The organism is Duncaniella muricolitica (genome assembly GCF_910574735.1).
Classification (GTDB): domain Bacteria; phylum Bacteroidota; class Bacteroidia; order Bacteroidales; family Muribaculaceae; genus Duncaniella; species Duncaniella muricolitica.
On the sequence record NZ_CAJTCF010000031.1, the window covers coordinates 1 to 16,686 of the forward strand.

The window sequence follows — 16,686 nt, forward strand, 5'->3', positions numbered from 1 at the left end:
TCATCAAGCCATATGTCATATGCCTGTTCTGTACGTTCGAAGCGCACCATCTCAAACAGTTCGTCCAGCCCCTGGGGCAAGAACATCCAGAATGCTTCCGATGTTTTCATACCGCAAATTTAACAATTTTCTGAAAATTACATGCACCGGAATTTCGGCTTGAGCCGAAGAAACATAAGTTTTTCAATTCATAACAAAAATATAAGACAGGAATACATGAGTAATGATTTATCAAATCGCTCCTGTACTTCTGTCTTTTGATATTATTACACGCCCTGAAAAACTTATGTTTCTTCTGTCCTTATGAAACTTTTGTATCTCTTGTATCTCTTTATTTCCAGCAATCTGTCTCGGAGGAGATTTCGGGGATAGTGTCGGCAGTGTAGACCGGATTACGGCCGGCGGCGCGCTGGGCAGTGTAGTCACGGAGCAGTATCACGGCATAACGTCCGAGGGCAAAGATTGCCGCAAGGTTACACAGCGTCATAAGTGCCATGGTGATGTCGGCAAACCCCCACACAATGTCGAGCGACGTTATGGCACCTATATAGACTATAGCACCAACAAGCAGACGGTAAAGATTGACCAGACGGTCGTCATTGCGGATGAAGCGTATATTGGTCTCGCCATAATAATAGTTGGCGATTATACTCGTAAAGGCAAAGAAAAATATGGCCACGCACACAAATATCGACCCGTAACGATGGCCGCCGCCAAGCTCGGTATCAATAGCCTGTTGGGTCAGCACAATCCCGTCATGCCCCTCGGTGTACACTCCGCTGCACAAGATGATGAAAGCTGTGGCACTACACACGATGAGTGTGTCGGTATACACGCCAAGAGCCTGTATCAGTCCCTGCTTCACGGGATGGGTCACCGAGGCGGTGGCTGCCGCGTTGGGCGTGGAACCTTCGCCGGCCTCGTTGCTGAAAAGTCCTCGCTTGACGCCCATCACCATAGCCGCGCCGACAGTGCCGCCCATGGCCGAATCAAAGCCGAATGCGTTGCTGACTATCAGACCGAATATCTCGGGTATGCGGCCTATATTCATCACCACAATGACAAGAGCCAGCAATATATAGGCTATGGCCATGACGGGGACCACGAGTTCGCTAAACCGCGACACTCTCTGCACTCCGCCCCATATGATCACAAGGGTCATAGCTGCAAGCAACGCGGCCATCCATCCGCGCGGGAAACCGAAACAGGCGTTGAAAGCGTCTGAAATGGTGTTGGACTGCACGGAATTGAAGGCGAAACCAAACGTGAGCGTTATGAGCACGGCAAATGTCACGGCCCACCAGCGTTTGTGCAAGCCTTTCTGGATATAATAGGCGGGACCGCCCATAAATGACTTGTCGCCCTTGACCTTGAAAAGCTGCGCGAGTGTCGACTCGACAAACGCGCTCGATGCTCCAAGCAGTGCTATGACCCACATCCAGAACACCGCTCCCGGGCCGCCGAGAGCTATCGCTGTGGCCACGCCGGCCATATTGCCTGTGCCGACGCGTGAGGCTATCGACAATGCAAACGCCTGAAAGGAGCTGATGGTGCCGTTGGCGGGCGAGTCGTCCTTGCGGGTGTCGTTGTCGCGACGCCCCGAAATCATGAGCAGTCGCAGCATCTCGCCGGCCATTCTGAACTGCACGCCGCGCGTGATATACGTGAAAAACAACGCGGCAACCAGCAGCACACTCACCATGACATAATCGGTAAGTATCCCGCTCACATAACCTACAGCTTCCTGAATAGTCATAACGTGAAATTTTTTTCCACAAGCCTATCTCACAGGACTCAATCGTCCTATGGCACGGCTCAGGTTAAATAATGAGTTTATCTGATTAATTAACGGAAGGATTTATAAAATGTTATCCTTTCACTACAACAATTCTTGATTGTGACATGTTCGGGCAATAATCAGGAGATACAAAAGTTTCAGAAGGACAGAAGAAACATAAGTTTTTCAGAAGAAAATTAAAAGGCAGGAGTCCGGGAGTAAAGTTTAATCTTTTTTCAGTCTAAATCCTGTCTTGCGAAATCTTAAAAAACTTATGTTTCTTCTGTCCTTCTGTAACTTTTGTATCTCTGAAAAGTATCTCTGAAAAAAGACCTGTATAACCTTGCAGCACCATTGTCTGCATTGATTATACAGGTCTTTATATGATTCGAGACATTCGTCTCACTGCTGTATCAGAACGGCTGACAGGCATCAGCCCCGCCGTCCGTCATGTCATTACTCGGCAAGAATGTAGAGCGAGGGATATACTCGGCCGGAGGTAAATTCGCGATATACTCCGTAGCTTGTATGATCGGGAGAATACATCCATGTGCGCACCAGGTCATCGGAATGATTGGTCACCGACCAAGAACCGTCACCGTTGGGTGTCGCAGTCCAGAGATAAGTCTCGTCAATGACATCATCATTAATGACAGGAGCATTTGACACATTGATATTCTGACGGGTAGAACCACCCATGAACAGGTAGCGGCCGTTGGAGTCAAGCATCAGGAATTTACCCTCGGGAGCATTGATAACCTTGCCATTGCTCTCATAGGTAGCAGTAAACAGGAAGGCATTTGCATCAGATGGAGCAACTATCTGAGTACCGCTGGATGACACTTTGGTCACCTCAGGATAGCCAAAAGTCGAACCCTTCTTGATGGGAAGAGCGCAGAAGCCGTCAGTGACGATAATATAACTGCGTTCAAGCATGATTTCCTGCTCCTCAAAGAGATCGAAAATGGCCTTGCCGATATATTTAACAAATCGCCATTCACCATTCTTTTTCTCAAAGCGACCGGTCACAGTCTCGAGACCATTTTCGTTGAGAGTCCAGGCCGAACCGTCATATACGTAGAGATTTGCGGTAGTGCCGTTATAAACCACAAATTCCTGATCTCCGGCCTGAGCGTAAGGCAGCTTGATCTTCAGGAAAGAGGGGAGGTAGAGTTCAGGATCTGACAGATTGTTGTTGCTTGCACCCATGGCTGTATAGTCGGCGGGATTGAGAGCAACCACACCGTCGGCAACAGCCCACTTGCTACCGTTGAAGTAGTAAACGGCATTCTTGCCCTCAGTAGGAACTTCAGCAGCAAGTGCACGGCTGCGTGAGGCTGCACTGGCCTCCTGGATTTTGACATTCTTTACCTCCCAGGTTCCGGCACTTTCAGTAGTACTTACATAGCAGAAACCGATCTGGATAGTCTTGCCATTATAAGCTGAAAGGTCGATATCACCTGAGGGATAGAAGTTGTAGTTTGTATTCTCGGGTGTAGACTGAGGTGTAAGGAGCTGCCATTGTCCGCCTTTCTCGCGCACTTTAACAGTAGCTTCCTGCTTGGCATTCTCAAGAGTCTTGAAGTTCTTCCATGCCTGCTCGAATACGAGTACGGCATTGGCTTTTGCTGAAAGAGTTACCTCCGGTGAGATAAGCCATCCTTCTGAATCAAAACAACCTTTTACAAATCCGCTTGCCTTCATATACGAGTCACCGTTGTATGTGTCATGTTTCCATACATAGGTGGAAGTTCCGGGAAGCTTGACGTTTTCAATGGTAAAGTCACCGATACCTTCGGCAAAAGTCTCTTCTAAATATACCTTGGGACCTTCATCAACTGTGTTGAATATGGGATTGGTAGAAGCCTCCTGATAAGTCACAACTGCATAGTTGCCCTCGACCGCTTCGGGAAGAGCTTCGGCAAGGAGACCGGGAAGTGAGGCGGAAGCCGGCTTCACGGGAGCGAATCCCTTGATGAAATCCTCATTGCTTTCCCACACTGCCTTATAGTCGTCAGTGGTGACAGTATAGGGCTTGGCACCTGCAAGAGCTGTGAGTTCGGCGGGCACTGAAGAGGCCTCGTTGAATATCACGTCGACAGTAGTGCCGTCATCGCCGAGATAGTAAGGAAATGAGGATGTGTTGAGAAACGGCAACACTGCTACCGACGCCGGATATACACTTGTCTTATTGAAATAAGCGTTGTCACCGATAGCTTTCGCAGCAGCCTTTTCAGCATCGGTCGAAGCCTGTTTCTGCAGAAGTTTGGCGATAGCCGAATAATCGTCGGCTGTCAATGTATACGAGCCTTTAGGGCTGTCAGTATAGTCCACTCCCTCTTCAAAACCATCGAGAAAATGGTTGTTCCAGCTATTTTCGTTACAGCCTGCCAGACCAAAGGCGGTAGCTCCGGCCATGAAGGCATAAAGAATATTTTTGTTCATAATAAAAATGAGTGGGATGCTTGATTAGAAATAGAATTTGGCGCGGACATTGAAGGTACGGCCATAGCTGTAAAATACGCGGAATGCATTCTCCCATGTGCCCACCTGTGAGTCGCTGGTAAAGGCATCCATTATATAATAGTTGTTGAACACATTATATACATTGGCCGAGAATGTGCAGCGCACTCCGTCAGTAATGGGGAAGTTATAGCTTGCATTAAGGTCGAGCTGATTGCCGAACGGGATCTTCCAGGGCTCGGAAATCTTAAGGGTCTGACCGGGTTCAAGAGAGAAGTAATTGCGGTCATTAAGCGCGAAGTCGCTGTAGTTATTAGCGTTGCATGTCCAGTCACCGCCAATGCGGAAGCCCTTGAAAGGCTTGAACTGTACGCCCAAAGAACCTGTGAGCTGAGCCGAGCCGCCTACCTTGATACCCTTCTGATCAATCTGAGCATAGAGATGGTCGGGCGAGAGCGGAGTGGTTGTGGTCCAGGGAGTGTCACGGTCACCGAGGCTTGCGAGAGCCTGACCCTGGCTGTTGTAATAGTAGCCAACCGGAGCGTTCTGCCATGTATTGTCAGCCACGGTCAACATACCGTCTACCTCCATCCAGCGTGTGGGGATGTATTTGAAGTTTAACTCAACACCCATGTAACGTGAGTCAACACCATTCATGGTTGTAGAGTAACGCTCTCCGTCATATTCGAGTGTACTGGTCGAGACAAGAGTCCTGTCCTTCCACATGGTATAATAGGCGTTGACCTGAGCGGTAAACTTGGGAGAATGGAACTCATAGCCCAACTCAATAGCCTCTACCTTCTCGTTGCGCGGATCAGGATTTACAGCATTGGAGTTGACAGGAGCTACAAACACACCGTTCTGAAGATAGGGTGCACGTGTAATGTAACCGCCGTTGATAAACACATTGTTGTATCGGTCTATGTTGTAGTTGGCACCGCCCTTGATTGTTCCGGCAAAGAATGACTTTGTGGGCGACTTGCTCTGATCGGCATCAACGTAGAAGTTCTCATAACGGTTGTATGTGTTCATGTTGGCTGAGCCGGAGAGCACAAGTGTGAGTTTCTTGTCCAAAAGCTGATATTCGGCCTGGGCATACACACCCTCTTGCCAGATGCGGCTGTTCCAGTCGCGATAAACCACATCGCCAACACCGAGTTTCTGACGCTGATAAGCGAGTTTGTCTGCTTCGGAGGCAAATGTGCGGTAGTTGTTGTTTGCCGAACGATACATATCAATAAAATACTCACCGTTATAGAGGTCAGAGATTTCATTGCGGTGCTCGCCACGATAGTAACGGATGTCGATACCGGCTGTAATATTGAGATTGTCAGTAATCTCACGCTTATAGTTGCTTATGGCTCCATACCACTGGTGGTTGTTGATGGAGTTTGACATTACCATGAGCGAACCGGTAGTGCTGGCCTGGTTCATGAGCTGAATCTGATCGTAGGCAAAGAGACCGTTCTTGTGACGGAACTCATAAGTCACACCATCAACAGTCGCACTATTCCAGTTAAGATTGCCATTGCTTGAACCATACCAATAGTTCTTATATGTCGAAGTCGCACCCTGGCCGCCAGAGCCATATCCGGAACCTACTGATGCATAGACAACAGTTGAGAGTGATGATTTCTGGTCAATCTGCCATATGTGGTTGAGCATAGCCACGGGCTTATTATAATGATTGAACTGCGAAGCCTTTCTTTCACCATTGAGGCCGTAACCGAATGTCGGGTTATAACGATAAGCCTGACCACGGGGCATGTAATTGGCCACCTGCTGCCAACCTTCGATGGTAAGACCATCCTGATTGCTACGTTTGTAGTGGTCCTGAGGAGCACCTGTGACGGTAAGTGAAATCTGGTTTTTCTCGTTGATACGCTTTGACACGTTGAGGAAGTAGTTGAACGAGTCATAGCTTGTGCCCTGAATGTATCCGTCACCGGTCTTGTGCGAGCCGAGGAATGTCACAGCCCAGCCGTTCTTCATGAGACCGGTCGAGAAGCTGATACCATAGTTCATGGAGTTGTCGTTGCCGAGACCATACCATGCCGTGCCGCCCTTCTTGGCGTCAAGACCCTTGGTTACCATATTGATTGTACCACCAAGCGAAGGTGTCGACATGATTGACGCACCAAGGCCGCGCTGCACCTGCATCGAAGCGGTCACGTCGCCGAGACCGGCCCAGTTTGACCAATAGATACCGCCCCACTCCATATCGTTGACAGGGACACCATTGATCATCGTGGCAGTATTGTTTGACTTAAAGCCGCGGATATTGATTTTTGCATCACCGAAGCCGCCGCCATCTTTTGTGGCCCATACTCCGGGAGTGGTCTTGAGTACTTCAGGAAGTTCCTGGTTGCCGAGCTTTGTCTCAAGGATTGCGGCATCAATAGCTGATACAGCTACCGGTGTACGGCGTGTACGGGCTACCGACTGGGTCACTACTACGTCCTGAAGCATCTGAGACTCTAAGTCGAGTGCTATCTGGCCGAGGTTGGCAGCGACATCGAGATCTACCGGCTTATAGCCGATATAATTGATGTGTACCTTTTTGCCTGCGGGTGCGGTGATGGTAAAGTTACCATCAATGTCGGTCGTAGCTACGATTTTGGTGCCTGGTATCGAGATGGTCGCGCCGATGATAGGCTCGCCCTCTTCGTTGACCAGCACGCCACTACACTTGACATCTTCAGCGGCGGCAAACGCCACCATGCAGTTGAGCCATACGGCTCCCGCTGTCAGGAGGTGTCTCTTAATCATGATTGATGACTGGTTTGTGGGTTAATAGAATTATTTCTGGTTCTTAAATTTTTGACAAAAGTAATGAATTTTTACGAGATATGATGCGACACTCGCGACGAACGTTAAAATTTTAACAATATGAGGAGATACAAACGATAAGAAAGACAAAAGAAACATAAGTTTCCGGGATATTGAAAACTTATGTTTCTTTTGTCTTTCTTATCGTTTGTATCGTCTCTTATCGTTTGATGAATTTCTGAGAAGTACGGTGGCCGTCGGTGTGGACATACACCATAATATATATGCCGGCCGGCAGAGTTGACGATGAGAGCGACTCGGCCGATGAGATGTCAGTGCCGGCGGCGACTCTTACACCTGAGGCATTGTAGATCTCTACCCAAGAGATGTCGCTGTCGCAACCCACACCTTCAATACCTGTCAGAGTGCCGATGGTAAACAGCGGCTGCTGTTCACATATCGGTGTGTTGCCGTTATAGAGCACCATAAAGTATTCTTTACCTACCTCCCCGGCCTGGAATGCGCCGGAGAAAGTAATTTCCTGAGCCGAGGCATTGGCCGGAATCTCGATGGTTGGCGAGGTGATTGCGCCTACACTCGTAACAGTCTGATTGGCCACATAGGGAAATATCACGGCCCTCAACTGTCCGTAGAAATATCCGCCCGGATTGGAGACTGTTGCGTGAACGGTGATATTTTCGGCATCGACCGCACCGGCATCATCAATGGTAAACGAGCTTACACTCAACGCCGGAGCCACATACTGCTCCACGGTGACAGGAATACCGGCACTGATCGGCTCCGCGCTTTCACCCGAAACTTCTGCGAGATAGAGTGTATAGCTGCCGAGGGTGACACCTGTGGGCAATGTAGCCTGGATTATGATGGACGAACTTTCACCAGCCGGGACATCAATGGCATATTTTGTCAGTTCAAGCACCTCGCCGCTGCCGCTTACAAGTATCGGATAAATAGTATTGACATACTCCTGACTGCCATTGTTGACAGCCGTAGCCGAGATGCGGTAAAGATTGCCCGGGCTCATCGGAGTCTCGAGTTTAAGGTCAGTGATGTCGATTGATGGAGCCTGAGGCTGCGACACGGTCACTACTCCCGACGCACTGACGGTGAGATTGAGCCAGCCGGTCGAAGATATGCCGGTCTTGACACGCTGCACACCTCCTGTGGCCGTCTTAAATGCCGGATAAGCCTTGTATGTCCCGGCCGGAAGTCCGGAGAGCGGTACTGTGTATTCCGGCACATAATAGCTCGGTGGCAAAGCCCCAAAGCGGCTCGAAGACTGGTAATAAGCCCCGTTGATTTCAAGTCCGAGACCCCACCCCTCAGAGAATGTGTCGAAAGACCGATTGACGAAACCACCGGCTACGGTGACACTCGCATTGCCTCCCGATCCGTTGAGATCATTGATTACAGCCATTATCTCTACATATTTCGATCCGGCCACAGGCTTGCGGATGCCGATAATAGCATCCTGACTGAAGTTGTATCCACCGGCACTTCCGCCTATTCCCTGCTGACCCGGATCGAGTGCCGTGAGCAGGAAGTAGCCGTTACTCATGCCACCCCAACCCCAGTTGATGTGAAAATATCCGTCCTTATCATATCCGTCACACACAAACTCATGGCCTCCGCTGCCGCTGTCGCCTCCGAGCAATACGGGGCCACAGGTCGAGAGACTTTCATACACGAGGTCTTCCCACTCATACATGCCATACCAGTTGCGGTCACGATAGGAAACTCCTTTATCATAGTTGAAATAGTTGATAAGGGCGTTACCGACGGAAAACGACGATGCTCCGCTCTCATCAGGCCTGTAATCCATGTCGACCGACACACCTGCGGCATACATTAGTGTAGCCACTGCGGTCTTTTCATCTGCTTTGGCATCATCGGTATATGACGGAAGCATCTTGCTCCACTCAAACACAGTATTGGCGAAGTCAAACCCCGCCGACAGTTTGAGTGAATCCGTAGTGTAGCTGTGCGAGCCTGTGCCGTGTACGGGATAGTTGTGATATTTCAATATCTGCGCCATGGCTGTCGCCACACAGCCGGTGACGCAGCGATCGCCCTGATAGAGCGGGCACAGGTCGTTGTAGGGTGAGTTCTGATTCCACATTGTGACACACATGGGCTTGATGGACGCTCGCGAGGGACGTCGCTCTCCGGCAGCGCGCGAAGGGGTGGCCGTCATGGTCGAGGCCCAGGCTATCTGGGCGGTATACTCTTCAAGCCATGCCCGCAGGTTGTCGGGCATGTCGGAGGTCTCAAACTCTCCGACATCGGCATAGCCAAGGAGCGGCTGCACGACATCGTCGGCACTGACAACAAGAAAACCGTCACCGGCCGCACGGTTGAATACATAAAGCCCGTTGTTGCCAGTCGAAGCGTCTTTACATGTGTAAGCGAGTGTGATGATGTCACCACCGCGCGAGGGGGAGGTGTACGACACAGCCTCACCGCCGATGGCACGAGTCAGAGCTTCGGCGGGAGTAAGCTGGCGCGCCTGGACGCTGAGCGTCGCAAGCGTGGCCAGCGAACAAAACAAGATTTTTCTCATAAATAAGGAGTTGAATGTGCAATTATAACAAGTCTTAACATTATTAGGTTCAATGCCTTTTAGGCTTTGGCCTATTGCGTACTTCACGCGATGGTGACGGGCGGCCCTGTCTTACAGGATAGGATACCTGTCGGGGAAAAAGCCTGGCCAGCAGGTCACTGCGGTGCAGCCTGTGGAGCGAGGCTGTGATGTCGGCCCGATAGGCCGGATCATACCAGAAGAAATATTTGCGCTGTGCCTTCTTCTCGTCGGGCGATGTGGCTGTAAACACCGGCTTGAGCGTATAGGGATGAAAACCGGTGTAATATATCTCCGTGGATAGGGTCATGGGGGTTGGAGTGAAGTCCTGCACCTGCTCAAGATGAAGGTTGAGACTCTTGGTCTCGGCGGCAAGTTCGGCCATGTCGGTCTCATGACATCCGGGATGGGAGGAGATGAAGTAAGGTATGAGCTGCTGTTTCAGGTCATGGGCGGAATTTACACGGTCAAAAAAACGCGAAAACTCATGATAAAGCCTAAACGACGGCTTGCGCATAAGGTCAAGCACGACGTCCGAAGTATGCTCGGGAGCCACCTTGAGACGGCCCGAGACGTGAGAAGTTATCAGTTCCTCGTTATACTGACGGTTGGCGCGGTCAATCTTTTCATCACCGGTGTGGTGCATCGACAGATCGTAACGTACACCGCTGCCAACAAACGACTTCTTAACTCCCGGCACAGCATCGATAGCGTGATAGAGATCAAGTAGCGGACGGTGGTCGGTGTTGAGATTGGGACATACCGATGGGTGCAGACACGACGGCTTGAGACACTTGCCGCAGATGGCGAGGTCTTTGCCTCCCATGCGGTACATATTCGCGCTCGGAGCTCCTACGTCACTTAGATACCCCTTGAAATCGTCCATCTGCGTGACACTCCGCACCTCGCGGAGTATCGACTCCTTGCTGCGCGATGCGATAAATTTGCCCTGATGGGCCGATATGGTGCAGAATGAACAGCCGCCGAAACAGCCGCGGTGTATGTTGACCGAATGGCGTATCATCTCATAAGCCGGTATGCGCTTGCCTTTGTAGCGCGGATGGGGCGTGCGTGTGTAGGGAAGGTCAAACGATGCGTCGATTTCGGCGGTGGTCATTGGCGGATACATGGGATTGACCTTTATCCATTGCCGGCCGTGACGTTGCCACAGAGTCTTGCCGTGCATCGAATTACTCTGCTGCTCGATATGCTTGAAGTTCTCAGCCTGGGCCCGCTTGTCTTTGAGACACCGCTCATAGCTGTGGAGCACTATGTCGGACGCTCCGACATATATCCTGCCCTCCTCACACTCCACTCCCTCCGGAGCGGCAACGGAGCGTATCACCGTCTGAGGCAGATCGGTGATGTCGGCGATGCGGCCGCCGGAGTCAAGAATACGGGCAATCTCCACTATGCCTTTCTCACCCATGCCGTAGGATATGAGGTCGGCTTTGCAGTCGAGCAACAGCGACGGACGCAGACGGTCCTGCCAATAATCATAGTGTGACAGCCTGCGCATCGAGGCCTCGATGCCTCCGGCTATTATCGGAGTGTCGGGAAAGAGGTCGCGGAGTATGCCGCTGTACACGATGGTCGGATAGTCGGGCCGTGCTCCGTGACGCGCACCCGGGGTGTAGGCGTCGTCGCTGCGACGGCGGCGTGCAGCGGTGTAGTGGTTGACCATCGAGTCCATGGCTCCGGCCGAGACTCCGAAAAAGAGCCTTGGCGCGCCAAACTTGCGGAAGTCGCGCAGATCATCCTGCCAGTTGGGCTGCGGCACTATGGCCACTCTGTAGCCTGCGGCCTGGAGTGTGCGGCCTATGACCGCGGCCCCAAATGACGGATGATCGACATAGGCGTCGCCTGAGAAGAGAACAACGTCGACCGTGTCCCATCCCAGGGCTTTCATTTCCTTAACTGATGTAGGCAGATATGCTTCGGGGCGATGTGTCATTCTTCGGTAGTCATTTTGGCGAGGCGGTCTTCCATTGCGATGATTTCGTCGCGCATCTGTGCGGCCTCGATAAAGTTCATTTGTTTGGCGGCCTCCATCATCTCCTTGCGTCGCTTGTCGATGAGCTTGCCCAGAGCCTCGGCCGACAGATAGGGCATCACGGGGTCGGCAGCAATGTCGACCTTGGCCGTATACTCGTTGGCATACAGTATGGGCTGTGTATTCTTGAGCTGCTTGGCTCCCTTGGCGGCCTTACCGGCCTTGGTGCCAGGCTTGCCCTGCGGCAACAGTTCGTCGGTGTCGAGACCGATGATGGCGTTGCGGGCCTTGACAATGGCCTGAGGCGTGATGCCGTGCTCCTCGTTATAGGCGAGCTGCATCGCGCGCCGGCGTGTGGTCTCGTCGATAGTCTGCTGCATGGAGTCGGTAATCTTGTCGGCATACATTATCACTGTGCCGTTAAGATTACGGGCGGCACGGCCAACTGTCTGGGTCAGCGAACGGTGGGAACGCAGGAAACCTTCCTTGTCGGCATCGAGTATGGCCACAAGCGACACTTCGGGCAGGTCAAGACCCTCTCGGAGCAGATTGACACCGATAAGCACGTCAAACTCCCCGCTTCTGAGGCCGTCGAGTATCTTGATGCGGTCGAGCGTGTCGACATCGCTGTGTATATAGGCTGTCTTTATGCGCAGACGCTGCAGATAGTCATTGAGCTCCTCGGCCATGCGCTTGGTCAGAGTGGTGACAAGCACACGCTCGTCACGCTCTATGCGTATATGAATCTCTTCCAGCAGATTGTCTATCTGATTGAGCGACGGACGGACTTCTATCAAGGGGTCGAGCAGTCCGGTCGGGCGTATTATCTGCTCCACAACCACACCCTCACATTTCTCCAGCTCATAGTCGGCCGGCGTGGCACTCACATAGAGCACCTGGGGAGTGAGACGTTCAAATTCCTCAAATCTCAACGGCCTGTTGTCAAGCGCGGCCGGCAGACGGAAACCATACTCCACAAGGTTGAGTTTTCGCGAAAGGTCTCCGCCATACATGGCCCTGCACTGGGGCAGCGTGACGTGACTCTCGTCAATGATGGTCAGGAAGTCCTTGGGGAAATAGTCGAGAAGACAGAATGGTCGCATGCCGGGCTGACGCCCGTCGAAATAACGCGAATAGTTCTCGATGCCGGAACAGTGGCCCAGCTCGCGCAACATCTCCACGTCGTAGGTCACACGTTCGAGCAGACGTTTGGCCTCCATCTCCTTGGCCTCGCGCATAAACTGATTGTATTGCTCGCCAAGATCAAGCTCTATCTGTCCTATGGCCGAACCCATGCGCTCGGGCGAAGTGACAAACAGATTGGCTGGATATATCTGAAACACGTCATGGCTGCCGAGCGAAGTGTTGTCGGCCGGATGAAGTGTCTTGATCGACTCTATCTCGTCGCCCCAGAACGTGACGCGCACTATGATTTCCTCGTAAGCCAGACGTATGTCGACCGTGTCACCCTTCACCCTGAATGTGCCGCGCGACAGTTCTATCTCGTTGCGCGAATACAGAGCATTGTTGAGCGTGCGCAGAAACTTATTGCGCGCTATCTTTTGGCCGGTCTTGATTTTTATCACATTGCTGTCAAAGTCCTCGGGATTGCCCATGCCGTAAAGACACGACACCGACGAGACCACTACCACATCCTGCCGCCCCGACAGCAGTGCCGACACGGTGGAGAGACGCAGCTTCTCAATCTCGTCGTTGATCATGAGGTCTTTCTCGATATACTTGTCAACCGTCGGTATGTAGGCCTCGGGCTGATAATAATCGTAATATGACACGAAATACTGCACCGAATTGTTCGGAAAGAAGCTCTTGAACTCACCATAGAGCTGCGCGGCGAGCGTCTTGTTGTGGCTTAATATGAGCGTGGGCTTGTTGACCTGCGCTATGACATTGGCCATAGTGAAGGTCTTGCCCGAACCGGTCACGCCAAGCAGTGTCTGAGCTTTGTCACCGGCCTTGATGCCGCTGACAAGCTGCTCTATGGCCTGCGGCTGATCACCGGTAGGCTGATATTGCGAAGTCAGTTGAAATTGCATATTCTATAATGCGCGTTGCGTAAACATACAAAGGTAAGAATTTTTCGTGACAATTCCTACGACAGCATTCTTTTTGACACTGTTTTACACAGTTTTCACATAACTTTCGTAATGTAATTATCCCGGCCTGACATAATCGCTGACTGTCACCGCATTAAACGAAAGTTGCCGTACAGCATAACTTTTTAGGACCGGGAATTGTTAAATTTTTACTACTTTTACATACTCTAAGTCACGTAAACATATTTTACACCTTAATTAATTATAGTAAAGTTATGCAGATACAACGTATTCAGACTGTCTACATCTTTCTGGCCATCGTAGCCATGGCCATCTTTATGGTTGTCCCCTATGGCGAGGTAGTGGCTCTCGGCCAGACACCCGTGGCCGCCGAACAGCTCTACACCATGGCCGAATATGGAATACTGATACCAGTGGCCACCGTTATCATCCTGCTGCTTGTCGACATGTTTCTCTTCCGCAACATGCCTCTTCAGCGCACAGTGCTGGTCATCAGCTTCATGATCACACTTGCTGTGATAGCCACCGTATGCTTCACTCTGTTCAAGGAAGCACGCGCCGAAGGCATGGATGCCCATTTCAGCGTGTGGGACATCCTTCTGCCCGCCGCCGCACTCTTTGAGCTACTCGGCATTCGCGGCATCATGAAGGACATCAAGCTACTCAACTCCTACAACCGCCTCAGATAAGGACGCGTAACATTTTTTTTAGAAAAAAGCCGTGATATTGTTGTCGGTTTGTGTCAGAATGTTTAACTTTGCAGCAAAATAAGTTCTAAACATCTATTCACTACGGCAACAATTGGACAAAATGACAAACAGTGCCAAAGATAGAGAGGTGATACATTTCACCAAGATGCACGGCATAGGCAACGATTACATATATATCGACTGTATGGAATCGACGCCCGAACGCCTACCGGAGCTTGCCCGGGAAATGAGCGACCGACACACGGGTGTGGGAGGCGATGGTATCGTACTCATATGCCCCTCCGACGTCGCCGACTTCAGAATGAGGATGTTCAACAACGACGGGTCTGAAGCCCGGATGTGTGGCAACGCCTCCAGATGCATCGCTAAATATGTACACGACCATAACCTTTCGCACAATGATAAGATAAGCCTTGAGACCCTTTCGGGTGTCAAGGCTTTATCTCTAAATATGAAGGGTGACGAAGTGGAGTCAGTGACAGTCGACATGGGATGCCCGTCGCTCGAAAAAGAGGACATCCCCGTAATAGCAGACACCGACAGAGTGATTGAGACACAAGTCGACACCCCTTATGGGACTGTCGAGGTCACTGCCGTATCAATGGGCAATCCACACGGAGTGATATTTGTCGACTCCATCGAGGATGTGCCTTTTGATGAGCTCGGCCCCTACATGGAGCGTCACGAAATGTGGCCCGACCGCGCCAACATAGAGTTTGCCCAGGTGCTCGGTCCGGAACTCATACGCATGAGAGTGTGGGAGCGCGGCACGGGCGAGACTCTTGCCTGCGGCACAGGAGCATGCGCCACAGCCGTGGCCGCCGCCTTGACCGGCCGGGCCGGCAATGATGTCACACTGCGTCTGCGCGGAGGTGACCTGCACATACAATGGGCTGAAAACGGCCACGTGCTCATGACCGGCCCCGCCACCGAAGTGTTTGAGGGTGACTACGTCAGAGGATAAGACAAGTTGATAACGCCACGGCTGTCTACATATCTGCCGCGGACTAAACTATATTTATTTAAGGAAAAGGATGTTTAAGGTAAACGACAATTTCACAAAACTGCCCTCGTCATATCTGTTCAGCGAGGTGGCACGCAGGGTCAGAGTCTATACGGAGGCTCACCCCGAAGCTGAAGTGATACGCATGGGCATCGGTGACGTCACCCGCCCGCTCTGCCCGGCTGTGGTCGACGCTCTCCACCGCGCGGTCGACGACGAAGCCCACGGTGAGACTTTTCACGGCTATGGTCCCGAGCAAGGCTACGATTTTCTCGTCAGCAAGATAGTGGATTATGACTATCGACGCCACGGCATAGAAGTGGCCGAGGATGAAGTCTTCGTCAGCGACGGTGCCAAAAGCGACACCGGCAATATCGGCGACATACTCTCGACAGCCAACCGTGTAGCTGTCACCGATCCGGTATATCCCGTATATATCGACACAAACGTGATGGCCGGACGCGCCGGCCAACTCGGAGCCGACGGACGCTGGAGCGCGATAGAATATCTGCCATGCACGGCCAAAAACGGTTTCGTCCCCGCTCTCCCCGCCGGCAATCCCGATGTGATATATCTGTGTTATCCCAACAATCCTACCGGCACCACACTCACCCGCAGCCAACTGAAAGTATGGGTCGACTATTGCCGCGAACACGGAGCTCTGCTGCTCTTTGATGCAGCCTACGAGGCCTTTATCCGCGAGGATGATGTCCCCCACTCCATCTACGAGATTGAGGGTGCGAGAGAAGTGGCCATCGAGTTTCGCAGCTTTTCCAAGACAGCCGGATTCACAGGCATACGGCTGGGCTATACCGTAGTGCCAAAGGAACTGAAAGGTCGCGACGACCAAGGCAACGAGGTTGCTCTCAATCCGCTGTGGCGCAGACGTCAGACCACCAAATTTAACGGTGCAAGCTACCTTACACAGCGCGGAGCCGAAGCCCTCTACAGCGAGGAGGGCCAGCGTCAGATCAAAGAGACCATCGACTATTATCTCAACAATGCGGCAGTGATGCGCAAGAGTCTCTGCGAAGCCGGATATGAATGTGTGGGCGGCATAAACTCGCCCTATGTGTGGATAAAAGTACCCGACGGACTGACCTCATGGCAATTCTTCGATCTCCTGCTCGACCGCTATCACATAGTCGGCACCCCGGGCAGCGGATTCGGCCCCTCGGGCGAGGGTTATCTGCGACTCACAGCTTTCAATACGCTCGAAAACACAGTCAAGGCCATGTCGCGCCTGACAAGATAATCTGATATTATAAAAATTCATACATTTCCATTAATAAACCAA

9 protein-coding genes are annotated in these 16,686 nt (G+C 51.6%); 3 read left to right on the top strand and 6 right to left on the bottom strand.

What is annotated here, in order from left to right; all coding sequences use genetic code 11:
- Window positions 1–331: 331 nt before the first annotated feature.
- The 6 genes from QGT73_RS08280 to uvrB all read right to left on the bottom strand — a co-directional run bounded on the left by QGT73_RS08280 (window position 332) and on the right by uvrB (window position 13,655).
- Window positions 332–1,756, bottom strand: coding sequence for an alanine/glycine:cation symporter family protein (locus QGT73_RS08280; protein ID WP_280122143.1), 1,425 nt, complete (start codon window positions 1,754–1,756; stop codon window positions 332–334).
- A 477-nt stretch (window positions 1,757–2,233) separates the two neighbouring features.
- Window positions 2,234–4,222, bottom strand: a complete 1,989-nt coding sequence (locus QGT73_RS08285) for a choice-of-anchor J domain-containing protein (RefSeq protein ID WP_280122144.1) — start codon at window positions 4,220–4,222, stop codon at window positions 2,234–2,236.
- 24 nt (window positions 4,223–4,246) lie between these two features.
- Window positions 4,247–7,009 (bottom strand): TonB-dependent receptor, encoded by a 2,763-nt coding sequence (locus QGT73_RS08290; RefSeq protein ID WP_280122145.1) that lies wholly within the window; start codon window positions 7,007–7,009, stop codon window positions 4,247–4,249.
- Between the two features lie 220 nt (window positions 7,010–7,229).
- Window positions 7,230–9,590, bottom strand: a complete 2,361-nt coding sequence (locus QGT73_RS08295; protein WP_280122146.1) for a C10 family peptidase — start codon at window positions 9,588–9,590, stop codon at window positions 7,230–7,232.
- Window positions 9,591–9,639: 49 nt separating this feature from the next.
- Window positions 9,640–11,562 (bottom strand): YgiQ family radical SAM protein, encoded by a 1,923-nt coding sequence (locus QGT73_RS08300; RefSeq protein WP_280122147.1) that lies wholly within the window; start codon window positions 11,560–11,562, stop codon window positions 9,640–9,642.
- Window positions 11,559–13,655, bottom strand: coding sequence for an excinuclease ABC subunit UvrB (gene uvrB / locus QGT73_RS08305; protein WP_280122148.1), 2,097 nt, complete (start codon window positions 13,653–13,655; stop codon window positions 11,559–11,561). Before uvrB ends, QGT73_RS08300 begins: the two co-directional genes overlap by 4 nt.
- 275 nt (window positions 13,656–13,930) lie before the next feature.
- On the opposite strand from uvrB, the gene QGT73_RS08310 reads away from it, so the two are divergent.
- The 3 genes from QGT73_RS08310 (at window position 13,931) to QGT73_RS08320 (ending at window position 16,644) form a co-directional block, all read left to right on the top strand.
- A complete protein-coding gene (locus QGT73_RS08310; RefSeq protein ID WP_280122149.1) occupies window positions 13,931–14,365 on the top strand; it encodes a DUF4293 domain-containing protein in 435 nt (144 codons plus the stop codon).
- Window positions 14,366–14,486: 121 nt separating this feature from the next.
- A complete protein-coding gene (gene dapF, locus QGT73_RS08315) occupies window positions 14,487–15,350 on the top strand; it encodes a diaminopimelate epimerase (protein ID WP_280122150.1) in 864 nt (287 codons plus the stop codon).
- A gap of 70 nt (window positions 15,351–15,420) precedes the next feature.
- Complete coding sequence (locus QGT73_RS08320) at window positions 15,421–16,644, top strand: LL-diaminopimelate aminotransferase (protein WP_280122151.1); 1,224 nt, start codon at window positions 15,421–15,423, stop codon at window positions 16,642–16,644.
- Window positions 16,645–16,686 lie beyond the last annotated feature (42 nt).